The 22,715-nt window shown below is 73.9% G+C and carries 21 protein-coding genes and 1 pseudogene; 15 read left to right on the top strand and 7 right to left on the bottom strand.

The features are described from left to right. Positions 1–212: 212 nt before the first annotated feature. Entirely contained in the window at positions 213–758 is a 546-nt protein-coding gene (locus MTR79_RS14690) for a hypothetical protein (RefSeq protein ID WP_189364475.1), read from the bottom strand. A 29-nt stretch (positions 759–787) separates the two neighbouring features. Further along, positions 788–1,321, bottom strand: coding sequence for an ATP-binding protein (locus tag MTR79_RS14695; protein ID WP_086701901.1), 534 nt, complete (start codon positions 1,319–1,321; stop codon positions 788–790). 193 nt (positions 1,322–1,514) lie between these two features. On the opposite strand from MTR79_RS14695, the gene MTR79_RS14700 reads away from it, so the two are divergent. Further along, positions 1,515–1,748 carry a DUF397 domain-containing protein gene (locus MTR79_RS14700; RefSeq protein WP_086701899.1) on the top strand — a complete coding sequence of 78 codons (234 nt, stop codon included), beginning with the start codon at positions 1,515–1,517 and terminating at the stop codon, positions 1,746–1,748. A 193-nt stretch (positions 1,749–1,941) separates the two neighbouring features. Next, positions 1,942–2,865 (top strand): helix-turn-helix transcriptional regulator, encoded by a 924-nt coding sequence (locus MTR79_RS14705; protein WP_048454841.1) that lies wholly within the window; start codon positions 1,942–1,944, stop codon positions 2,863–2,865. A 77-nt stretch (positions 2,866–2,942) separates the two neighbouring features. Here the strand turns inward: MTR79_RS14705 and MTR79_RS14710 are convergent, their stop codons facing one another. Beyond that, the gene (locus tag MTR79_RS14710) at positions 2,943–3,764 is read right to left on the bottom strand and encodes an SAM-dependent methyltransferase (protein WP_086701898.1); all 822 of its coding nucleotides are present in this window, start codon (positions 3,762–3,764) and stop codon (positions 2,943–2,945) included. 663 nt (positions 3,765–4,427) lie between these two features. Here MTR79_RS14710 and MTR79_RS14715 point away from each other — a divergent pair. Both MTR79_RS14715 and MTR79_RS14720 read left to right on the top strand, forming a co-directional pair. Next, positions 4,428–4,613, top strand: a pseudogene (locus MTR79_RS14715) (hypothetical protein); the annotation flags it as partial. 137 nt (positions 4,614–4,750) lie between these two features. Next, complete coding sequence (locus MTR79_RS14720; RefSeq protein WP_086701897.1) at positions 4,751–6,454, top strand: hypothetical protein; 1,704 nt, start codon at positions 4,751–4,753, stop codon at positions 6,452–6,454. A 64-nt stretch (positions 6,455–6,518) separates the two neighbouring features. Here the strand turns inward: MTR79_RS14720 and MTR79_RS14725 are convergent, their stop codons facing one another. Further along, complete coding sequence (locus tag MTR79_RS14725; protein ID WP_231628292.1) at positions 6,519–6,701, bottom strand: hypothetical protein; 183 nt, start codon at positions 6,699–6,701, stop codon at positions 6,519–6,521. Positions 6,702–6,839: 138 nt separating this feature from the next. Between MTR79_RS14725 and MTR79_RS14730 the strand changes: the two genes are divergently transcribed. Next, on the top strand, positions 6,840–7,052 hold the full coding sequence (locus tag MTR79_RS14730; protein WP_156702440.1) for a hypothetical protein: 213 nt from the start codon (positions 6,840–6,842) through the stop codon (positions 7,050–7,052). 159 nt (positions 7,053–7,211) lie between these two features. Here the strand turns inward: MTR79_RS14730 and MTR79_RS14735 are convergent, their stop codons facing one another. Beyond that, the gene (locus MTR79_RS14735) at positions 7,212–8,147 is read right to left on the bottom strand and encodes a LysR family transcriptional regulator (RefSeq protein WP_244790558.1); all 936 of its coding nucleotides are present in this window, start codon (positions 8,145–8,147) and stop codon (positions 7,212–7,214) included. A 60-nt stretch (positions 8,148–8,207) separates the two neighbouring features. Here MTR79_RS14735 and MTR79_RS14740 point away from each other — a divergent pair, with 60 nt between their 5' ends. The 9 genes from MTR79_RS14740 (at position 8,208) to MTR79_RS14780 (ending at position 20,229) form a co-directional block, all read left to right on the top strand. Next, positions 8,208–8,573, top strand: coding sequence for a DoxX family protein (locus MTR79_RS14740; RefSeq protein WP_244790560.1), 366 nt, complete (start codon positions 8,208–8,210; stop codon positions 8,571–8,573). 527 nt (positions 8,574–9,100) lie between these two features. Continuing rightward, positions 9,101–10,003: an alpha/beta hydrolase gene (locus tag MTR79_RS14745; RefSeq protein WP_244790562.1), complete on the top strand. Its 903-nt coding sequence runs from the start codon at positions 9,101–9,103 to the stop codon at positions 10,001–10,003. A gap of 208 nt (positions 10,004–10,211) precedes the next feature. Beyond that, positions 10,212–13,379 carry a LuxR family transcriptional regulator gene (locus tag MTR79_RS14750; protein WP_244790565.1) on the top strand — a complete coding sequence of 1,056 codons (3,168 nt, stop codon included), beginning with the start codon at positions 10,212–10,214 and terminating at the stop codon, positions 13,377–13,379. Positions 13,380–13,522: 143 nt separating this feature from the next. After that, entirely contained in the window at positions 13,523–14,791 is a 1,269-nt protein-coding gene (locus MTR79_RS14755; protein ID WP_244790567.1) for a helix-turn-helix domain-containing protein, read from the top strand. A gap of 490 nt (positions 14,792–15,281) precedes the next feature. Next, the gene (locus tag MTR79_RS14760) at positions 15,282–16,064 is read left to right on the top strand and encodes an ABC transporter ATP-binding protein (RefSeq protein ID WP_048454833.1); all 783 of its coding nucleotides are present in this window, start codon (positions 15,282–15,284) and stop codon (positions 16,062–16,064) included. Next, complete coding sequence (locus MTR79_RS14765) at positions 16,061–16,924, top strand: ABC transporter ATP-binding protein (protein WP_189364470.1); 864 nt, start codon at positions 16,061–16,063, stop codon at positions 16,922–16,924. The genes MTR79_RS14760 and MTR79_RS14765 overlap by 4 nt, the downstream gene beginning before the upstream one ends. After that, positions 16,921–17,817 (top strand): branched-chain amino acid ABC transporter permease, encoded by an 897-nt coding sequence (locus tag MTR79_RS14770; protein WP_048454831.1) that lies wholly within the window; start codon positions 16,921–16,923, stop codon positions 17,815–17,817. The genes MTR79_RS14765 and MTR79_RS14770 overlap by 4 nt, the downstream gene beginning before the upstream one ends. Continuing rightward, the gene (locus MTR79_RS14775) at positions 17,810–18,952 is read left to right on the top strand and encodes a branched-chain amino acid ABC transporter permease (RefSeq protein WP_244790569.1); all 1,143 of its coding nucleotides are present in this window, start codon (positions 17,810–17,812) and stop codon (positions 18,950–18,952) included. Before MTR79_RS14770 ends, MTR79_RS14775 begins: the two co-directional genes overlap by 8 nt. Then, positions 18,949–20,229 carry an ABC transporter substrate-binding protein gene (locus MTR79_RS14780; protein WP_086703704.1) on the top strand — a complete coding sequence of 427 codons (1,281 nt, stop codon included), beginning with the start codon at positions 18,949–18,951 and terminating at the stop codon, positions 20,227–20,229. Before MTR79_RS14775 ends, MTR79_RS14780 begins: the two co-directional genes overlap by 4 nt. A 42-nt stretch (positions 20,230–20,271) precedes the next feature. Here MTR79_RS14780 and MTR79_RS14785 read toward each other — a convergent pair whose 3' ends face one another. Then, a complete protein-coding gene (locus MTR79_RS14785; protein ID WP_086703701.1) occupies positions 20,272–20,754 on the bottom strand; it encodes an MSMEG_6728 family protein in 483 nt (160 codons plus the stop codon). Between the two features lie 92 nt (positions 20,755–20,846). Further along, positions 20,847–21,890, bottom strand: a complete 1,044-nt coding sequence (gene mgrA, locus MTR79_RS14790; protein ID WP_086703699.1) for an L-glyceraldehyde 3-phosphate reductase — start codon at positions 21,888–21,890, stop codon at positions 20,847–20,849. Between the two features lie 221 nt (positions 21,891–22,111). On the opposite strand from mgrA, the gene MTR79_RS14795 reads away from it, so the two are divergent. Then, entirely contained in the window at positions 22,112–22,651 is a 540-nt protein-coding gene (locus MTR79_RS14795; RefSeq protein ID WP_244790571.1) for a snapalysin family zinc-dependent metalloprotease, read from the top strand. Positions 22,652–22,715 lie beyond the last annotated feature (64 nt).

Genomic DNA, 22,715 nt, shown 5'->3' on the forward strand with positions numbered 1-22,715 from the left:
CGCGCGACCCGTCCCCAAGAGCAGTCGCGCGTCTTCCTGACCGGTCCCCTCCCCGGGGGGCCCGGAGTGTGCGGCCCGTGCCGGGCCGTGGTGCGCCGGGCGGTGCGGCGCGGCTCGTGCACCGCGGCCCGTGACGGGGCACGCGGCGGTGCACGGCCCGTGCCGGGCCGTGGGCGTACGGCGGCGTCCGCGGGTGCGGCGCCGCGCGGGCCTCAGTCGGCCAGTGCGCGGGCCAGCTCCGTGCTGGCGCGGGCGATCTCCGTGTCCGGCTCCGACAGCAGCCGGTTCAGCTCGCCGCGCCGGGCCCGCACCGCCTGCCGGGCGGCCCGCTCCCACACCACCGGGTTCTCACGTCGGTTGAGCAGCTTGGGGTACGCGGCCGCCGTGCTCTCCCACTGCCGGGCGTCGGCGATGGCCTTGAGCAGCTGGATGATCCCCGCCCGCACGGTGACGTGCGGCAGCTGGGCCAGCTCCCAGAGGAACGGGACCGTGGCGGCGGTCGCCTGTTCCGTGACGAAGCCGTACTGGCAGATCCGTTTCCGCAGATCCTCGAGTGCGGCCCGGGCGGTGTCGGCGTCACCCCAGGCGATGCCGTTGAGCAGCAGGGGAATGGCGGCCGCTGATCCGGTGGAGTCCTGCATGCCGGCCCATGGCACCTGGGACAGGGCCGTGAGAGGTGTGGACCGGGCCACTCCGGTGGGGGACGTGTGGCGCACTGGGCGCTCGCTGCTCGGCTGTTCCGTAGAAGCGCTGCGCATGGCGTGGGTGCCTTTCCGCGGCAGTCGTGTCAGGTGGGCGGGCGGGTGGACAACCGGGCCCACACCGTCTTGCCTGCCGGGACGGCGGGGAACCAGCCCCACGCCTCCGACAGGGCGTCGACGATGCGCAGCCCTCGGCCGTGCTCCTCCAGGTCGGCGTCTGCGCCGGGAGGCTGCCGCACGGGCGGGCGGTCGTCGGGGTCGGTGACCGTGAGCAGCAGGTGCGCCGGCTCCAGACGGAACCCCAGCCGTACGTCCGGCTCACCCGGGCAGCGCGACGCCGCGTGCAGCACGGCGTTGGCGGCCAGCTCGGTCATGATCAGGGCGGCGTCGTCGCCGCACTGGTGCAGCGACCACCCCCCGAGGGTGTCGCGGGTGAAGGACCGCGCTCGCGCGAGGCCCTCCCTGCTGCAGGCGATGCTCACCGCCGCGTGGGGGGCGGCGGCGGGCACCGTCTGCAGTGGGGACCCGTCCTCGTGCGGCACCGCGGGCAGCGGGCCGAACGAGCCGGCGCCGCCACCACCTGCCGGTAAGACGGCCGAGGTCCTCGGCCGGAGCGTCATGTGCACAGGTGATGACACGGCATCTCCTCGATGCGACGTCAGGACGGGGCGCTCCCAAGGGGGTTGACGCCACGGCTATTATCCACGCTGTCAGCGCTCCCGTGCAATTGCACGGGAAATTGCGCGAGAATTTTCGCCAAGTGCGCGGTACGGCCGTGCGGGGCGGGACGAGATCAGCAGCAAGGAGACAGCGGTGCCTGGAGTGCGGAACGGAGTGCGGGCCAGCCAGTTGGACGCCCGCTGGATCAAGAGCCGGCACAGCAACGCCGAAGGCAACTGTGTCGAGGTCGCGCCGCTGTCCGACGGTGACGTCGCGATGCGCAACTCCCGTGACCCAGACGGCCCGGCCCTCGTGTACACCGCCGCCGAGCTGGCCGCCTTCCTGGCGGGTGCCAAGGACGGCGAGTTCGACCATCTGGTCCGGTGACGGTTCACCTCGTCCGACGACGGGCCGCCGCGCCCGCCGTCCGCCGCGCGGCCGGTGCCGGCCCTGGGGACCGGCGCCGGTGAAGCGGAATCCAACTGCCCCACTTCGGTCGGCATTTCGCATCCGCGTGCGGTGAGGCAGCATCAGATGCGATAGTCTGAATCGCCCTTGTGCCGGTCTGCTGGGAGTCAGGATGTCCGCCGCGTCGCATCGCATCTCCCGTCTGGAACCCTACCTGGACAGGCCCGAGCCCGCGCCGACCCTGCTCAAGATGCTGGTGGGCGTGCAGTTGGCCGGTTTCCGTGAGGACGCCGGGCTGTCCCAGGACCAGGCGGCCCGCTCCGTCGGCTTCAGCGGGGCCAAGCTGTCCCGCATCGAGTCCGGGAAGGGCCGCCGCCCGCCGACCGAGACGGACGTCCGGGCGCTGCTCGAGCTCTACGGCACCGACGACTACGAGGCCTCCGTCCTTCTCAAGCTGCTCCAGCGGGCCGGGGAGCCGGGCTGGTGGCAGCGGTACGACAAGCGGCTGATGCCCGAGTGGTTCGACCGCCTGGTCGGACTCCAGGAGGCCGCCGCCACCATCCGTACGTTCGAGATCCAGTACGTCCCCGGACTGCTGCAGACCGCCGACTACACCCGCGCGGTCGTCGAGCGCGGACTGCCCAACGCCCCGGCGGGCGAGGTGCAGCGCCGGGTCGAGCTGCGCATGCGCCGCGCCCAGCTGCTGCTCCGCGAGGACGCCCCGCAGCTGTGGGCCGTCATCGACGAGTCGGTCCTGCTGCGCGTCCTCGGTGACCGCACCGTGATGCGCGACCAGCTCGACCACCTGGCCAAGATGGCCCAGCGGCCCAACGTCACCCTGCAGATCGTCCCGCTGAACGTCACCAACGCCTCGGCGCCCGCCATCCCGGTGACCTATCTGCGCTTCGGCGGACTCGACCTGCCCGACGTGGTCTACCTGGAGCACATCCGAAGCGCCAACTTCCTCGAGGACCGCGACGAGACCGAGGAGTACCGGATCGTGCTCGACCGTCTCGCCGACGAGGCGCTCACGCCCCGCGAATCCGTCGAGATGCTGCGCCGCAGGATGGACGAACGCTACGCGCTCTCCTCCTGAGACGGCACGGCCTTCCTGAGCCGGCACGACCGACGCCCCTCCCGAGTCCCGGAAGGGGCGTCGGTCGTGCGTGAGGGTTACGAAGGAAGTCGGCCGACGCCGCCGAACTCGATCCATTCCTGGGTGAGCTGACGGGGCGCCACGTCCGTGTCAGGACGCCAGGTGGACACCTCCACCAGGCCCGGGTCCAGGATCTCCAGGCCGTCGAAGAGCACCTCGACGTCCTTCTCCGTGCGAACCCGACCCCAGTGCCCCTGCGTCACCTGGTCCATGAAGTCGGTGACGAACTCGCGGACCTTCGGGTCCTCGCTGACCAGCTGGCACATGACCATGAAGCTGCCCGGCGCCAGCCGCTCCCGCACCCGGTTGGCGACGGCCGACGGACCGTCGGTGTCACTGTCCGGGATGCAGTGGAAGACGGAGTTGAACAGGACGCACACCGGCTCGTCGAAGTTGATCAGCCGCTGGGTCTCGGAGTGGCCGAATATCCCGTCGGTGTCGCGCATGTCCGCCTGGATGACCACCGTGCGCTCGTCCTGCTCCAGCAGGGCCCGTCCGTGCACCGACACCATCGGGTCGTTGTCGACGTACACGACGTGGGTGGTGGGGTCGACGCGCTGCGCCACCTGGTGCACGTTGTCCTGCGTGGGCAGGCCGGAGCCGTGGTCCAGGTACTGCCGGATGCCGTACTCCTGGGTGAGCGTGCGGACCACGCGCTGCAGGAAACGGCGGTTGTTCAAGGCCAGGCGGCGGGTGCTCGGCACCACCTTGTCGAGCTCCTCGACCGCGGCGCGGTCCGCGGCGTAGTTGTCCTTGCCGCCGAGGTAGTAGTCGTACATGCGCGCGGCCGTCGGCACGGTTGCGTCGATCTCGGTGGACAGCTGCTTACCGGTGTGCATCGTTCCCCCTGCGGAGTGCCGCGCCAACTGGACTGGCTGGACAGGAAATACATCCTAGGGAGGGCCGTACGGCCCTTGCCAGCCCGTCGGCGCACAAGACCCGAAGGAATGGTGAAGGTGTGTCAGACAGTCACCCAGAGTCGCATGACATGTACGTGGTGTGATGGTCTGACCGATGGAGGGGCGGGTGCCCGCCTCCGCGACATCGCCGCACCGTGGGGACCGGTCCCCCGTGGACAGTTCGCCGGACCGGATCACCAACCCCCGAGCCGCACGCATCCCTTAGCCCCCCGGCGACCCTTGGCCGGCCCGCATCGGCCTGCACCTCGCGGACGGGGTGACGGAGGAGGGCGTCGAACGGTGGGTGCCGTCCGCCTCGATCCTGCACTCCCACGGCGAGGCCCCCACGGAGACCTGGTCCAGATCACCACCCCGCGCGGGGTGCTCCGGGCCGGCTGTGGACCGCGGCGTTCCGCGACGGCGTGATGTCCGTGCCGATCCGCTACGGTCACCGGGACCACCCCGAGGGCCACCGGCCGCCCGACGGACACCCTGGACGCGCCGCCCACGAGACCACGATCACCGACGGCGACCCGCTGTCCAAGCAGCCTTCCTGTTCAAGACAGCGGCGGCCCGCGTCACTCTCGTCGCCCGGCGAGCCGGCAGGCCGCCCAGGCCCTCGGGCGAAGCCCGGAGACCGGGCTCGGGGGATACTCGCCCGGACCGCACAGGCCACCCGCGACCGCGCCCTGCTCGATCACCTCCGACTGCCACCCCCAGACCCCGCGGCGGATGCGCTGGACCAACGCCATGATCAAGGTGCCGTCACCGCAGCTCCTCGTGAGCGTCCGACCTGCCTCGGGACGGGTTTCCCGGCGCGCCTGCGCGACCGCCCGTGCCCCGCTATCGTCGGTTTCGTCCCCACGGGACGTCGGCCGCCGACGGGCGGCGGCCGACGTCGCCGGAACCCCCGGGAGGCGGGCACCATGGACGACTACTACGACCTCGGCTCCTACGGACGGCCCGTGTCGACGACCTCTCCCGAGGCGCAACTCTGGTTCGACCGCGGGCTGATGTGGACCTACGCCTTCAACCACGAGGAGGCGGTCGCCTGTTACCAGAAGGCCGCCGACGCCGACCCCGGCTGCGCCATGGCCCACTGGGGCATCGCCTACGCCCTCGGCCCGAACTACAACAAACCCTGGGAGGCCTTCGACGCCGAGGACCTCGACCGCACCGTCCAGCGCACCCACGCGGCTGTCGAGCGCGCCCACCAGGCGGCCGAGGCCCGCGCCACCCCCGTCGAGCGTGCCCTCGTCGAGGCCCTGCGCGCCCGCTACCCGCAGGACCGCCCCGCGGAGGACTGCTCCGTCTGGAACGAGCCGTACGCGGACCGCATGCTCGCCGTGTACGAGAGCGCACCCGGCGACCTGGACGTGGCCGTGCTCTGCGCCGACGCGCTGATGAACCTCACGCCCTGGCAGCTGTGGGACCTGAGGACCGGGCGCCCCGCCGACGGCGCCCGCACCCTGGAGGCCAAGGAGGTGCTCGACGGCGCCCTCGCCACCGAGGCCGGAGCCACGCACCCGGGTGTCGTGCACCTCTACATCCACCTCATGGAGATGTCCCCGACCCCGGAGGCCGCCCTCACCGTCGCCGACCGGCTGCGCGGGGCGGTGCCCGACGCCGGGCACCTGCTCCACATGCCCTCGCATCTCGAGGTGCTGTGCGGCGACTACCGCCGTGTCGTCTCGGACAACACCGCCGCGATCACCGCCGACGAGAAGTACCTCCAGCGGGCCGGCGCGATGAACTTCTACACGCTCTACCGCTGCCACAACCACCACTTCCGGATCTACGGCGCGATGTTCGCCGGACAGTCCGAGGTGGCCCTGGACGCCGCCGCCCGGCTCGAGGCCGCCGTGCCGGAGAAGCTCCTGCGGGTGGAGAGCCCGCCCATGGCGGACTGGCTGGAGGGATTCCTGGCGATGCGCTTCCACGTGCTGATCCGCTTCGGCCGCTGGGACGACATCCTCGCGCTGCCGTTCCCCGAAGATCCCGAGCTGTACTGCGTCACGACCGCGATGCTGCACTACGCCCGAGGCGTCGCCCTCGGCGTGAAGGGCGACACGGACGGCGCCGACGCCGAGCGGGAGAAGTTCCGCGCGGCCGTGGACCGCGTCCCCGGGAGCAGGATGCTGTTCAACAACACCTGCCACGACATCCTCGCCATCGCCTCCGCGATGCTCGACGGCGAACTCGCCTACCGCAAGGGCGACCACGACACCGCCTTCGCCGCGCTCGAACTGGCGGTCGAACGGGACGACACCCTGCCGTACGACGAGCCGTGGGGCTGGATGCAGCCCGCCCGGCACGCCCTCGGCGCGCTGCTCCTCGAACAGGGCCGGGTCGCCGAGGCGGAGGCCGTATACCGCGCCGACCTGGGCCTCGACGACACCCTGCCCCGGCCGCTCCAGCACCCGGACAACGTCTGGGCGCTGCACGGCTTCCACGAGTGCCTGCTGCGCACCGGAAAGACCGGCGAGGCCGCGATCGTCGCCCGGCAGCTGCGGCAGGCGGCGGCGCTGGCGGACGTACCGGTCGAGGCATCCTGTTTCTGCCGGCTGGACACGCACAGCCCGGACGCGGGGGAGCACGCCCACGGTCCGGGGGGAAGCGGCTGTCACTGAAACGGCGCCGGCGGACCCGGACGGTGCCCGGGCCCGCCGGCGCCGGCGGGGGCGGCCGTGGCTCTCAGCGGGACGCCACGACGGCCTGGAACGACTTCATGCAGGTGAAGCAGTGCCGGTCCGTCGTGTCGCGCCGTGGCGATTCATCCTCCTTGTCCACCCCGCACAGCGTCGAGGTCTTGTCCGGGGTGAGAACGTGCCAGACCGGCTCCCCCGAAGTGTCTGCACCGCACCACATCTCGTGCATTCCCAGCTCCCTCCGGGTAGGCATGGAGGCCGCTTCCATACCAGCACGGCGGGCGTCCGTCCGGCTCGTCCGGCGGTCCAGTCGGGTGACAGGCGGTCCCGGCGTGCATACGCGACGGCACGGACGGATGCTGGAGGGATGAGGAAGCCTCCGATCGTGGTACACCCGCCGCTGGGCTCGGGGGGCCGGCGCGTCACCGTGCGCGGAGAGATCGTCGGCCTCGCCTACTCCGACCGTGACGTCGTGGAGTTCCTGCGCCGTGTGGGGCTTCCGGAGGGCGAACAGCTGCTGGACGACCCCGCCTGGGTGAAGTGGGTCGGCGGCCGGGCCCACGTCTACGACGCCGCATAGAACGACGGCGCCCCGGAACCGGCGGCGCCGTCGCCGCCACCGTCGGCGCCGACTCCGACGGTGACCGTATGCGCCCGGGTACCCCGGCCGTTCATACACATGCCTCACTCTTCGACGAGGCCGAGTGAATCTTCCTGAGAGCCGCGGGGAACTGCGCGCTCAACCCCCACCGGCCCGCGGCCGAACGCCGACACCGGCCCAGCCCCCCAGGGGCCGTCCTCCCAGCCGCCGCGAGACGGCCCGCAACAGTTCGTCCAGCACAGCCTCGTCCCTCCGCCGCCGAGGCCGGGCCAGCCCCACCCGGGACGGTGAGAGCCCGTGGACCGGCCGGAACACCACATCCGGGCGGGAGTGGAAGCGGGCCGCCGACGCGGGGGCCAGTGCCACGCACCCGCCGGCCACCGCTCCCAGCCACTCGTCGGGACGGCTGGTCACGGCGCCGACCCGGACGGGATGCCCGGCGTCCCGTTCCTCCGCCCCCAGCCAGTGTTCCCTCCAGGTGCCGGTCTCGGCCCCGGCCGCGACGAACGGCTCGTCCCGGAGCTCGTGGAAGTCCACCGTCTCCCGGGTCGCCAGCGGGTGCCGGGCCGGCAGCAGCACGCCACGCTCCTCGGCGAACAACTCCCGCACCGCGTAGCTCTCCTGACCGGGGAACGGCAGACGCACCACTGCGGCATCCACCTCCCCCCGGGCCAGGCCCGCGCTCGGGTCCGACCAGTCGAACTGCCGCAGTTCCACCCGCCACTCCGGCCGTGCGCGACGAAACTCCGCGATGACCTCGGGGACGGGTCCCACCGCGCCCGCGTCCAGGAAGCCCAGGCGCAGTATCCGCGCCGCCCGGCCGGTCGCCCGCACCGCCTCGTCCCATCCGTCCAGCAGTGCGGGCACCCGGGAGGCGAACTCACGGCCGGCCTCGGTCAGCGCCATCCCCGAGCGTGAACGCGCGAAGAGCCGTACCCCGAGAGCGTCCTCCAGGCGCCGCATCTGCTTGGTCAGCGCGGGCTGCGAGACGAACAGCCGCCGCGCGGCCCCGGTGAGGCTGCCCTCCTCCGCCACCGCGGCGAAGTACCGGAGGAGACGCGTGTCCACATCCATGCCTCCAGGTTATAGAAGCAGGTATTGGACGGTGTCGAGCAGCCCGCGAACCCTGGAGGCATGACCGATGTCCCGCTCGCACTTCTCGTCGTCGTCGTGCTCACCGCCGCCGTCAACGTGGCCATGGCCGTCGCCGACCTCGCCGGGGCACGCTTCGTGCTCGCCAACTCGGCGCTGGTGGGTGTCCCCCGATCGTGGATCCCCTGGCTGGCCGTCCTGAAGCTGGCCGGCGCGGCGGGCCTCCTCCTCGGCGTCCTCGTCGGCGCACTGCGCCCCCTCGGCGTGGCCGCGGCCTGCGGTCTCGTCCTGTTCTACCTGGGCGCGATCGCCTTCCACCTGCGCGCCCGAGTACTGCACAACCTGGCGTTCCCCGCCTTCTACCTCGCCACCGCAGCCGCGTCGTCGGCCCTGACAGCGTCCTCCTGAGGCGCGACCCCCAGGGGCGCGGTGAGCCGCGCGTTCAGCCCTCACAGACCCGCGGCCCGACAGAGGCGCGAGGGACTGCGCGCGCAGCCCCGACGGGCCCGCGGCCTGACGCGCACACCGGCCCATCACAGGGGCGCGGCCTGCGCGCGCAACCCCACCGGCCCGCGGCCCGACAGGGGCGCGGGGAACTGCGCGCGCAGCCCCGACGGGCCCGCGGCCTGACGCGCGCACCGGCCTACCCCTGGGGCGCGGGGACCTGCGCGCGCAACCCCACCGGCCCGCGGGCCGACAGGGGCGCGGGGAACTGCGCGCCAAGCCCCCACCGCCCCGCGGTCAACGAACCCCGCACACCCACGCCCTCCCACAAGACCGGTGATTTCACCGATCCCCGCCCACCCCCTCCCGACCGACAGTGGCACCGCCAGTCAGAAGGCACCGCCCCGGCCTCCGCACGGCTCCCCGGCCCACGCAGTGACCCCGTGCGCCGGCCGGCCCGGCGACCGCCATGACAGAGAGGACCACTCGTCGTGCAGCAGCACCCCCACACCAGCAGGCGCAGGACCGGCCGCCTGGCCGGACTGACCGCGGCGCTCGCCGCCGTCGTCGGCCTCAGCACCCTCACCGGCCCCGGCGCCCACGCCGCCGACAACCCCTACGAGCGCGGCCCGGCCCCCACCGAGTCCAGCATCGAGGCCCTGCGCGGCCCGTACGCCGTCTCGCAGACCTCCGTGTCCCGGCTCTCCGCGACCGGCTTCGGCGGCGGCACGATCTACTACCCGACGACCACCGCCGACGGCACCTTCGGCGCGATCGCCATCTCGCCCGGCTTCACCGCTCTCGAGTCCTCCATCTCCTGGCTGGGCCCGCGCCTGGCCTCGCAGGGCTTCGTGGTGTTCACCATCGACACCCTCACCACCGTCGACCAGCCCGGCTCCCGGGGCGACCAGCTGCTGGCCGCGCTGGACTACCTCACCCAGCGGAGCCTCGTCCGCAGCCGCGTCGACAGCGGCCGGCTGGGCGTCATGGGGCACTCCATGGGCGGCGGCGGCTCCCTCGAGGCCGCCAAGACCCGGCCGTCCCTCCAGGCCGCCATCCCGCTGACGCCCTGGAACCTCGACAAGACCTGGCCCGAGCTCCGGACCCCCACCCTGATCTTCGGCGCCGACGGCGACTCCATCGCGCCCGTCGCCAGCCACGCCGAGCCGTTCTACAACACCCTGCCGTCCTCCCTGGACCGGGCGTACCTGGAGCTCAACAACGCCAGCCACTTCACCCCGAACACGTCGGACACGACGATCGCGAAGTACAGCATTTCGTGGCTGAAGCGCTTCATCGACAACGACACCCGGTACGAGCAGTTCCTCTGCCCGCTGCCGCGGCCGAGCCTGACGATCGAGGAGTCGCGGGGCAACTGCCCGCACACCTCCTGACGACACCGACCGGTGGCGGTCCGCGCGCGGCGCGGGCCGCCACCGGCGTTGTGCGCGGGCAACGCGGCCCGCCGCCGCGCTTGGGCCACAGCACAGTCCGAGGGGGACGTCACACCGCAAAAGCCGCTGGTGGAGCGGCCGTTCATGTTTCATCCAGTCGCGGACGTATACCTTCCGCACGACCTTACGCGTGAGTAAGGTCGCTGGAATGACCGGACAGACGACCGCGCGGCAGCGGCTGACCGCCGAGCTGCTGGACGCGCTGCGCACCGACGGCGGCGTCCGCGTCGTGACCGGTGAACCCGGTTGCGGCCGCACCACGTTCCTCGACCACGCCGCCCGACTCTTCCGCACGGGCCCCGTGCGGTACGTACGCGCCGACGGCGCGCACGGGCTGGACGAGGCCCTCCGGACCGCCGGCCCGCTCCTCGTCTGCATGGACGACGCGGACCTGTGGGACGCCCCGTCCCGCGCCGCGCTCGCCCGCACCGCCACGCGGATACGGGAGACGGCCGTACGCACGACGCTCCTCCTGACGGTCGCCGGCCACCGCCCCCCGCCACCGGAACTGGCGGACCTGCCCGTCCTGCGCCTGGGCCCGCTCACCCCCGGCGACGCGGCACTGCTGATCCGGGAGCGCACGGACAGCGCCGTCGACCCCGCCGTACAGGAGGAGCTGATCACGGCGGCCGAGGGCAACCCGGCGCTGCTGCTGGCGCTGGTCCGGCGTCTGTCGCCGGCCCAGCTGGGCGGGCGACGCTCCCTGCCCCGGCCGACGGCCGACGGTGAGGTGCTGGCCGACGTGGCCGGCGGCCGCCTGCCCGACGACCCCGGCGGCCTGCTCCTGACGACGGCGGCCGCCGCATGTGCGACGGGGGAGGAGGACGCGGACGCGGCACTCGTCCTCCGGGCGGCCCACGCGGCGGCGACCGCCCCGCTGCCCGACCTGCTGACCCGCGGCGAGGGCCGGCTCCGCTTCCGCAGCGGGCTGATGGCCCGGGCGGTGTACGCCACCGCGTCCCCCGAGGACCGCCGTGCCGCGCATCTCTCCCTCGCCGAGGCCGCGACCGACCGCGAGGACCTCCTCCCGCTCCTCCACCGTGCGTGGGCGGTCGGCGCGCCCGCTCCCGCCGTGGCGGCCTCCCTGGCCGCGGCGGCGACCGACCCGTCGTCCACCGCGCCCCCCGCCCTCCGCCTCCGGGCCCTGGCCCGCGCCGCCGACCTCACCCCGGACCAGGCGGAACGGGCCCGCCGCCACCTAGCCGCCGCCGAGCAGGCACTCCTCGCCGGCCACGCCGCCGACGCGCTACGCCTGCTGGACCGGGCGCGCGGCCGTTCCGCGCCGGCCTCGGTGCGTGGAGGCGCGGAACTCCTGCGGGGCGCGGTACTCCTGGCCGACGGCCCGGTGGAGGACGCCCGGGAGTCCTTCCTGCTCGCGGCCGACCTCCTGCCCCCGCCCGCCGCGGCCCGCGCGACCCTGGGCGCGGCGGACGCGGCCTGGTCCGCGGGCGACCCCACCGCCTGCCTCTCGGCCCTGGCCCCCACCCACACACCACCGACGTTCCCTCTGGCAGAAGCCTGCGTCCGCGTCCCGCGAAGCGCCCCGACCCCCAGCCCGCCGACGCCGACGCCACCCGCCGTGTCCGCCTGCACCTGCCGCCCGACGCCCGCTGCCGTAGAGGCCTTGGGGCCGCCCGACGCGGTAAGCCGTGCAGTCGGCGACGTCTCCCGCGGTTGCGTGCAGTCGTGCCTCCTCCGGCACCCTGACGGCCTGGGGGGCCCAGCGGCACGGGTGGGCGTAACAGCACCCCGCACGGCGTGCGCCCCGCCCGCGGATTCGCGGGCGGGCGGTGCCCTGTCCACGGATTCCAGGGCGGGCGGCGCCCTGTCCACGGATTCCAGGGTGGGTGGCGCGCCGCCCACGGACTCCCAGCCGAGCGGCGTCCCGCCCACCTACCTCCAGCCGAGCGGCGCCCTGCCCATGGATTCCCGGTCTAGCGGAGCCCTGCCTGCGGACTCCCGGTCGAGCGGCGTCCCGCCCACGGACCTCCAGCCGAGCGGCGTCCCGACCACGGACCCGCAGCCGAGCGGCGTCCCGCCCACGGACCCGCAGCCGAGCGGCGTCCCGACCACGATGTCACCGCCGGACGGCGACCCCTTCCGTGACCACCGCGACGGCATGCGCGCCGTCCTCCTCGCCCGCTTCGACCTCGCCGCCACCCCCCTCCGCCGCGTCGTCGACAACGGCCTCCACGGCTCCGACCCCGACCACCTCCTCCGCTCCGCCGCCGCAGCGCTGATGCTCGGCGACGTCACCTCCGCCCGCCGCGCGGGCGCCCGCGCCCTCGCCGCCGCCCGCACCACTGGCTCCGCCGCCCTCGAACCCCGAGCCCTCGAGTACCTCGCCTACGCCGAACTCCGCGCGGGCCGCCACCAGCTCGCCCGCACCCATGCCGAGGAGGGCCACCGCGCCGCCGAGCGCACCGGGCAGCGCAACACCGCCGCCCACCACCACGCCGTCCTCGCGCTCGCCGCGTCCATCGAGGGCGAGGCGGACCTGGTGGCCGAACACGCCGAGGCGGCCCTGCGCACCGCACGCCGACACGGGCTCGCCCAGGCCGCGACCCTCGCGCACTGGGCCGTGGCCCGCGCCGACCTCGGCGCCGGCCGCCCCCGCGAAGCGGCGCAGCGACTCGGCCCGCTGGTCCGCCCCGGCGCCCGCCGCGGCCACTTCGCGGTGTGGATGCTCGCCGTCCCCTGTTTCGTGGAGGCCGCAGCGTCCGCCGGGCGCCCCCAGCACGCGGAGGCGGTCGTGGAGGACTTCGTCCTGTGGGCGGCCTGCGGCGCCGACCCCCAGGCCCCCTCCCAACTCCTGCGCTGCCGTGCCCTGCTGGCCGGTCCCGACGCCGCCGACGAGCTGTACCTGCGCGCGCTCGACCGGCACGACGACACCGCGGGTGACTTCGAACGCGCCCGTACCGAACTCCTCTACGGCAAGTGGCTGCGCCGCAGACGCCGCCTCCGCGAGGCCCGCGCCCGTCTGGAGGAGGCCCGCCTCGGCTTCGAACGCTGCGGCGCCCCTCTGTGGGCGCAGCAGGCCGCCGCCGAGCTCAGGGCCGGGGGCGCCGCCCCGAACGCGGCCCCCGCCGCGTCCGTGGGCGCCGGCGATCTGGCCCGCCTCACCCCGCAGCAGATGCGGATCGCCCGCTACGTGGCCGCGGGCGCCACCAACCGGGAGGTGGCCCTCAGCCTCTCCGTGTCCACCCGGACCGTCGACTACCACCTGCGGAACGTGTTCGCCACGCTCGGCCTCCGTTCCCGGGTCGAGCTGGTGCGTCTGGTCGAGCAGGAGGAAAAGACCGGTGCACGACTCTAGGGACCGACCGGACGGTATGCCATCCTTCGGGGCAGGACGAGTCCGACGGCGGCCGGCCCGCGGGCTCCCCGTACCTGCCGGGCGCCGGTACGGGGCCGCCGCACGGGCACCGCCCGGAAGCCCGACCCTGGGGGGAATGCGCGATGCCTCACGCCGTACGGCCACGAACCCTGCTGCGTCCCGGACCCGTGCCCGCACCTCGGTCGCGGACGCCACGCGTGCGGTCGCTGATCGACGCCGACGCGCTGCGCGTGCTGCACCGGGCCGCCCGCATCCTGCTGGACGACCTGCCGCAGCTCACCGACAGGCTGGTCGCGGTGCTCCAGGAGCAGGAGCCGGCCTACCGCACCGCCGTCGAGGACGACGCCGTCGCCACGTGGCAGGAGGTGCACCGCTCGCTGCGGCACAGCATCTCCTCGCTGCTGGACCCGCGGGGCGCCCGTGACGCGGCGCGCCGCTGCTCCTGGAAGATCGGCGCCACCCGCGCCGAACAGGGCCTGCCGCTGGACGCGGTGCTGCACGCCTTCCGGCTGGGCGGCTCGCTGGTGTGGCAGGGCCTGGTCGACGAGACGTCCCGGGCGGCGCCGGAGGACGTGCGGCTGCTGGTGCACGTCGCGTCCGACGTGTGGGAGTTCGTCGACGAGCACAGCATGATCGTCGCCGACGCGTACCGGCAGACCGAGCGGCAGATGTCATGGCGGAGGGAGAACAGGGTGCGTCTGCTGGCCGCGGCGCTGCTGGACGGCACCAGCAGGATCGCCGACCTGCCCGAGGCGGCCGAGGCGCTGGACCTGCCCGAGCACGGCCGGTACGTCGTCGTCGCCGTCGAGGCGACGCGGTCCGCCGGCTGTACGGGTGCCCAGGCGGCCCTCGCCCCCGGTGTGCGTGTGCACTGGCACACCGGCGTGGACGCCGACCACGGCATCGTCCTCGTCGAGGGCGACCCGGCGACGGTCGTCCCGGACGAGCAGCCGCCCGGCGTGCGGGTGGGCGTCAGTGGCACCGTCGACGGACTGGCCGCGGTGGGGGAGGCGCGACGGCTGGCGGACACCGCGCTTCGGCTGTGTCCGGAGGCGGGCGGCACGGTCCGGCTGACCGAACATCTGCCGGCGGCGCTGGTCGCGTCGAACCCCGACCTCGCGGCGGCGCTGACCGACCGGCTGCTCGGCCCGCTCGCCGCCCTGGAACCCGCCGACGCCGAGGTCCTCCTGGACACCCTCGCCACCTGGCTCGCCTGCGACGGCTCCGCCCAGCGGGCGGGCCGACGCCTCTACTGCCACCGCAACACCGTCCTCAACCGCCTCCGCCGCTACGAACAGCTGACAGGCCGCAACCTCTCCCGCCCCACAGACCTGGTGGAAACCACCCTGGCCCTGACAGCCCACAACCTCCTCCACCGCCAGGAGCCATAGAGCGCCCCGCCGGGGCGCGGGGAACGGCGCGCTCAGCCCCCACGGTCCGGCAGCCGGGTGCGCCCGAGGGGGCGCGGGGAACGGCGCGCTCAGCCCCCACCGCCCCGCAGCCGGGTGCGCCCGCAGGGGGCGCGGGGAACGGCGCGCTCAGCCCCCACGGTCCGGCAGCCGGGTGCGCCCGAGGGGGCGCGGGGAACGGCGCGCTCAGCCCCCACCGCCCCGCAGCCGGGTGCGCCCGCAGGGGGCGCGGGGAACGGCGCGCTCAGCCCCCACCGCCCCGCAGCCGCGCCACAACAAGAACCACCGCCGCCCGGGCGTACCGACCAACGAGCCGCCCGCATGGGCATCCGCACAACCCACCCCCACCCCCGTTGGTACACCGCAGCGTGCGGCCACAGACCGCTGTACCCCCTCCGCACCCCCGTGCTGTCGTAAGCACCCCTTCCCCCGAAGCCGTCGCAGACCCACGCGACGACCCCGAGGAGTCGTGATGCCCGAAGCACCACCGGACGGTGGCCCCACCCTGCACGTCGAGGACGTCGACGTGACGTACGGCCGAGCCCTGTCCGCCCTCCGCTCCGTGTCCTTGACCGTGCCCCCCGCCACGGTCGTGGCCCTGCTCGGCGCGAACGGCGCCGGCAAGACCACGCTGCTGCGCGCCGTCTCCGGCACGCTCCGCCTGCACCGCGGCGCGGTCACGGCCGGCCGCATCCGCTACGGCGACACGGTGCTCGACGGCAAGGACCCGGTCGCCGCGGTCCGCGCCGGCGTCGTCCAGGTACCCGAGGGACGGCGGGTGTTCGCCGGGCTGTCGGTCGACGAGAACCTCCGCTCCGGCGGCCTCGGCCTCGGACGGCGCGGACGCGCCCAGGTCCAGGAGGCCCGCGACCGCGTCTTCACGCTCTTCCCCCGGCTCGCCGAACGCACCCACCAGCCCGCCGGGCTCCTGTCCGGCGGCGAGCAGCAGATGCTCGCCATCGGCCGCGCCCTGATGGCCGCGCCCCGCCTGCTGCTCCTGGACGAACCCTCCCTGGGCCTCGCCCCGCAGATGGTGCACCGCATCGCAGAGGTGGTCCGGGAGATCAACGCGCAGGGCACCGCCGTGCTGCTCGTCGAGCAGAACGCCGGCATGGCGCTCTCGCTCGCGAGCCACGCGCATGTCCTGGAGGTGGGGGAGACCCGCTTGTCCGGGCCCGCCGACGAACTCGCCCGCACCGACGCCGTACGCCGCCTGTACCTGGGCGAGTCGGCGCAGGACCAGGGGGCCGCGTGAACGACCGCACCACCGAGGCCCGCAGCAGCAAGGCCCGCACCACCGAGGCCCGCACCGTCAAGGCCCGCACCACCACCGCCCCGCCCGAGCTCACCGTTCGGGACGTCACCGTCCGCTTCGCCGGGCTCACCGCGCTCGACGGGGTCTCCTTCACCGTGGCCCCCGGCTCGGTGCACGCGCTCATCGGCCCGAACGGCGCCGGCAAGTCCACATGCTTCAACGTGCTGTCCGGGCTGTGCCGCCCCGCATCCGGCACCGTCACCCTCGGCGGCACGGAGCTGACCCGGCTCGCACCGCACCGCATCGCCGCGCTCGGCATGGCCCGCACCTTCCAGAACATCGTCACCACCCAGGGCACCGTCGCCGACAACCTGATGCTCGGCCGGCACGCCCTCACCCGCGCCGGATTCACCGCGAGCGCCCTCCGGCTGCCGGGCGCCCGGCGCGAACAGCGCGAGCACCTCGCCCGCGCCCGCGAGATCGCCGAACTCACCGGCCTCGGAGCCCACTTCGACTCACCGGTCGGCCTGCTGTCCTACGGCGACCGCAAGCGCGTCGAACTCGCCCGCGCCCTCTGCCTGGAGCCCCGTGTACTGCTGCTCGACGAACCGGTGGCCGGCATGAACGCCGCCGAACGCGCCCGCACCGCCGAGGTGGTGGCCGAACTCCGTGCCGAACTCGGCCTTTCCGTCGTCCTCGTGGAGCACGACATGGGTCTGGTGATGCGTCTCGCCGACGAGGTCACCGTGCTGGACTTCGGCCGGACCATCGCGCACGGCACGCCCGACGAGGTCCGCCGGGACCCGGAGGTCCTGCGCGCCTACCTCGGCACCGACGCGACCGGGGAGGACGCGGCATGACGGATCTCCTGGACAGCCTGCTGGGCGGACTGGCCCTCGGCGCGGTGTACGCGCTGGTCGCCCTCGGCTTCGTCGTCATCTTCAAGGCCTCGGGCGTGCTCAACTTCGCCCACGGCTCGCTGCTGCTGTTCGGCGGCTATCTGGTCGCCGTCCTCCACGACGACCTGGGCTTCGCCGGGGCGCTCGCCCTCGCGGTGATCGTGACGGCCGCCCTGGCCGGGGCGCTGGACCGGTTCCTGCTCCAGCGCGGCGGCCACGACGCGCACTCCGCGCACGTACAGACCATCGTCACCATAGGCATCGACATCGTGCTGCTCACCGAGCTGGCCCGGCGCATCGGCGGGGACCTGCTGACGCTCGGCGACCCTTGGGGCGACGCGGTGACCGAACTCGGCCCGGTCACCGTCGCGGACAGCCGGCTCGCCGCGATCGCCGTGTCGGCCGTCGTCATCACCGGGGTCTTCGCCCTGTTCCGGTTCACCCCCTGGGGCCTGTCGCTGCGGGCGGCGGCCGAGGACATGGAGGCCGCAGCGCTGATGGGCGTCCACCTCGGCCGGGTGCGGGCGGGCGCCTGGTGCCTGGCGGGCGCGCTCGCCGCGCTGGCCGCGGTGTTCCTCGCGGCGTTCCCCGCCCCCGGTCTGGAGCGCACCACCGGCCAGATCGCGCTCAACGCCTTCCCCGCCGCCATCCTCGGCGGACTCGCCTCCCCGACGGGCGCCCTCGCCGGCAGTCTGGTCATCGGGCTGACCGAGGCGCTCGTCGTCGGCTACCAGTCCGAACTGCACGTGCTCGGCGACGGGTTCGGCGATGTCGCCCCCTACGCCGTGATGCTGCTCGTGCTCCTCGTGCGGCCCAACGGGCTGTTCGGCGCGAAGGGAGCGGCCCGTGTCTGACCGTCTCCGCGCGCTCCTCACCCGCCGCCGCGCCACCCTGCTGACGGTCGCCGTGCTGCTGTGCCTGCCGCCGTTCTATCTGGACGCCTTCTGGCTGCGCATCGGCCTGTTCTCGATGGCGGCCGCCATCGGCGCCATCGGCCTCGCCCTGCTCAGCGGCACCGCGGGACAACTCTCCCTCGGTCACGCCTTCTTCCTGGCCGTCGGCGCCTACGGCTACACCTGGCTGGCCGGCGACCCGGGTCCTGGCCTGCCGACCGCGCTCGCCGTGCCCCTCGCGGTACTGATGGCGGGCCTCGCCGGCGGGCTGTTCAGTCCCGTCGCCGGCCGGGTCAAGGGCATCTACCTCGGCATCGCCACCCTCGCCCTGGTGTTCCTCGGCCACCACGTCCTGCTCACCGCCGAGTCGGTCACCGGCGGCTTCAACGGCCGCTCCGTGCCCCCGCTGTCCCTCGGCGGCTTCACCTTCGACACGGGCGACGAACTGACCGTCCTCGGTGTGCCGTTCGGCGCGGAGGAGCGGCTGTGGTTCCTGGGCCTGGCGCTGTTCGCGCTCACCTGGTTCACCGCCCGCGGCCTGCTCCGCTCCCGCCCCGGCCGGGCGCTGGCCGCCCTCCGCGACAGCGAGACCGCCGCCGCCGTGATGGGCGTCGACGTGGCCCGGCACCGCTCCGCCGCCTTCGTGGTCTCGTCGATGTACGCGGGCCTCGCAGGTGTGCTGCTGGCGCTCGCCTTCCGCCGGGTGGTGCCCGACTACTTCGGTCTTGTGCTGTCCGTCGACTACCTCGCGATGATCGTGATCGGCGGCCTGGGCTCGGTCGCCGGAGCCACCGCCGGCGCCGTCTTCGTCACCGCGCTGCCGCTGCTGATGACCCGCTACGCCGACCAGCTCCCGCTGGTCGCCGCGCCCGGCTCCGCCGAGGGCGCCGTCGGCCCCACCGAGGCCGCCCGCTACCTGTACGGCGCCGCCATCGTCCTGGTCCTGCTGTACGCCCCCGACGGGCTGCACGGTCTGGCCCGCCGGGCCCGCGACCGCCTGCGGCGCCGCCGCACCCCGACCACCACTCAGGACACCGTCCTTCCCTCGCCCCCGCCGCCGGCCGCGGCCGCACGACCCAAGGAGCACACCCCGTGACCACCAGACACACCCGCCGCCCCCGCGTCCGCGCCGCCGGGGCCGTCCTCGCCGGAACCCTCGCGCTGCTGCTCGCCGCCACCGGGTGCAGCTCCAAGGCGGAGGGCGACGGCAAGGGCGACGCCGCCGACGGCGTCCGCACCGGACCCGGCGTCGACGACGACACGATCAAGCTCGGCGCCCTCACCGACCTGACCGGCCCCTACGCGACGCTCGGCAAGAGCATCGTGCAGGCCCAGCAGATGTGGGCCGACGAGACCAACGCCGAGGGCGGCATCTGCGACCGCAAGGTCGAGATCGTCGTCAAGGACCACGGCTACGACGTGCAGAAGGCCGTCACCGCCTACGCCGACATCGCCCCCGACGTGGTGGCGCTGCCGCAGGTCATCGGCTCCCCGGTGGTGGCCGCCCTGCTCGACGACATCCAGCGGGACAAGATGCTCACCTTCCCGCAGGCCTGGGCGGCCTCCCTGCTCGGCAAGGACGCCGTCCAGGTGCTCGGCACCACCTACGACGTCGACATGATCGCCGCCGTCGACTTCCTCACCCGCACCAAGGGCCTGAAGAAGGGCGACACCATCGGCCACGTCTACTTCGAGGGCGACTACGGCGCCAACGCCCTGGAGGGCTCCACCTGGGCGGCGGAGCGGGCCGGGATGAAGGTGGCCGGGCAGAAGATCCAGGCCACCGACACCGATCTGTCGGCGCAGGTGTCGGCGCTGCGCAAGCAGGGCGTCAAGGCCGTCCTGATCAGCGCGGGCCCGGCGCAGACGGCGTCCCTCGTGGGCGTCGCCGCCTCGCGCGGCCTGAAGGTCCCCGTGGTCAGCAGCGCGCCCGGGTTCGCGCCCCAGCTGATGGAGACGCCGGCCGCGCCCGCCCTCGCGGCCCTGCTGAGCGTGGTCAGCGCGGCGCCCGCCGTCAGCTCCGACCTGCCCGGGGTGGAGAAGATGGTGGCCTCGTACAAGAAGAAGTACCCGGACTCGCCCGTCGACTCCGGCGTGCTGTCCGGCTACAACGCCGCGAAGCTCATCGGCGAGGACCTCGCCAAGGCGTGCGAGGCGGGCGGCCTGACCAGGGAGGACGTCGTCAAGGCGCACCGCTCCCAGTCGAACGCCGACACCGGGCTCGGCACACCGCAGGACTTCTCCGACGTGAACCGGCCCGCGAGCGTGGAGACGTACGTGCTCAAGCCGGACGCGAAGGCGGTCGGCGGCGTGGTGAACGCGGAGGACGCGCACACCGCCCCCGGCGTCGAGGACTACCTGTCCTCCCGCTGAGGCACAGGTGAGCCCCGGCGCGCGTGCGAGTCGCGCCGGGGCTCAGCCGGCCGCCGCCTCCGGGTCGCGGTCGGAGGACGGCCAGAAGTACGGCAGGTCGTCCGGCTCGTCGGGGAACAGCTCCCGGTACACCTCGGGGTCCTTCCGCACCAGCGCGGAGCGGTGACTGCGGTGCACGGCCTCGTCGCCGAGCCACGGCGGCAGCTCACCGGCCCCGGCCAGCTCGTCCTGCTCCCGTACCGCCGCCCCGGGCCGGACCGTGGCCAGGTCGGCGACCAGGGTGGCCGCACAGCTGTCCTGGTGGCCCCGCTCGCGCCAGACCCGGCAGATCTCCAGGCCGTAGCGCACCAGCGCCTCCTCGTACCCCGTCCACATGCGCACCGCGGGATGACGGCGCCAGCCGTAGCCCGGCACGATCAGCCCGCGCAGGACCTGGAGCGCCTCCACCCGCTGCTTGCCGAGCCGCTTGCGGTCGAGGACCAGCGCGGTTCCGCCGAAGTCGGGGTAGGGGAGGAAGGTCTGCATGTGCGGCCGTCCGGGAGGTGGGGGCCAAGCCGTTCAGAGCACCTCAGTTCCCAGAACCGGGCCGGGCACACCTCGCCCCGACCGGCCGCCGGTCAGCCGAGCGCGCCGAGGCGGGCGTCCCGCCACAGGTCCACGCCGCCGTCCGTGGCGCAGGAGTCGATCTCCGCGAGTTCCTCGGCGGTGAAGTCGAGGTTCTCCAGCGCGGCCACGTTCTGCTCCAGCTGCTCGGTCCGCGAGGCGCCGATCACCAGCGACGTCACCCGGGGGTCGCGCAACGCCCAGGCCAGCGCCATCTGCGCCAGGGTCTGCCCGCGCCGGGCGGCGATGTCGTTCAGCGCGCGCAGCCTGCGCAGCATGTCGTCGGTCAGCCAGCCCGCGTCGAACGACGTACCTGCCGCGGCCCGCGAGTCCTGCGGCACGCCGTCCAGGTAGCGCCCGGTGAGGAGTCCCTGCGCCAGTGCGGTGAACCCGATGACGCCGAAGCCCTCCTCGTCGGCCACGTCCAGCAGCCCGTCCGTCTCGATCCAGCGGTTCAGCATGTTGTACGACGGCTGGTGGATCAGCAGCGGGGTGCCCAGGTCGCGCAGGATCTCCGCGGCCTGCCGGCTGCGCTCGGCGTCGTACGAGGAGATGCCGACGTAGAGCGCCTTCCCCTGGCGCACCGCGGTGTCCAGGGCGCCCATGGTCTCCTCGAGCGGCGTGGTGGCGTCCAGCCGGTGCGAGTAGAAGATGTCCACGTACTCCAGCCCCATCCGCTTCAGGGACTGGTCCAGGGAGGCCAGCAGGTACTTCCGGGAGCCGCCGCCCTGGCCGTAGGGGCCGGGCCACATGTCCCAGCCGGCCTTGGTGGAGATCACCATCTCGTCCCGGTACGGCGCCAGGTCCCGCTTCATCAGCCGGCCGAAGTTGATCTCGGCGGAGCCGTAGGGCGGGCCGTAGTTGTTGGCCAGGTCGTGGTGGGTGATGCCCAGGTCGAAGGCGCGCAGCGCGATGGCCCGCTGGCTCTCGAAGGACCGGTCGTCACCGAAGTTGTGCCAGTAGCCGAGCGACAGCATGGGCAGGTCGAGCCCCGAGCGCCCGGTGCGCCGGTAGCGCATGGCGCCGTCGTAGCGGTCGGGGGCGGCGAGGTGGTTCATCGGTGCGGTCTCCGGTGGTGCGAGCGGGGTGTCCCGTGGGACGGTGCTGATCCTGGGCCCACAGTGCCCCCGAGCGAACCGGAAGTCCAACCGGTACGTCGCATGGGATTGAGCAGCGTGACTTCTGAATCGCCGGGGTCCCGTGATTGACGGGCCGGGCGGCGGGAAGCCGCTCCGAAGCGGCACTTCGACCGCCGCCTGCCCCCCACAGGAGGTCGACCATGCGGATCCGTACGCTCACCGGCGCCGTGGCCGCCGTGCTCGTCCTGGCGGGCCCCGTGGTGGGGGGACAGGCCGTGGCCGTCAGGACGGTCGACTCGGCGGCCCCTCCGGGGGAGACCCGGGTGCTCACCTACGACACCGGCCGGGCCGGGGAGTTCGCTTCCGCCGTCGACCGGGGCGCGGCGATCTGGAACGACAGCGTCGACGTGGTGGAGCTGCGTCCGGCGGCGTCCGGCGAAGCGGCGGACATCCGGATCGTCGTCGTCGACGGCTGGCCGCGCGCCGTGCCCGGCGGCCTGGGCAGCGGCACCGTGTACTTCGGCCGGGAGGCGGTGGCGGACGGTCACTCCACGGTCCGGATCGCCGCCCATGAACTGGGCCACGTCCTGGGCCTGCCGGACCGTAAGCCGGGCCCGTGTTCCGAACTGATGTCCGGCGCCAGCGCCGGGCCGTCCTGCCGGTCCGCCCGGCCCGACGCGGCCGAGCGGGCGGAGGTCGAGGAGAAGTTCGCACGCGCCCCGGCCGGGCTGTCCATGTGACCGATGTGACGGGTGAGCCGATCTCCGCTATGGTTTTCTCAGGTCACGGCGAGAACGAATCTCC

The sequence above is a fragment of the Streptomyces sp. BJ20 genome, assembly GCF_022869105.1.
Taxonomy (GTDB): domain Bacteria; phylum Actinomycetota; class Actinomycetes; order Streptomycetales; family Streptomycetaceae; genus Streptomyces; species Streptomyces griseoincarnatus.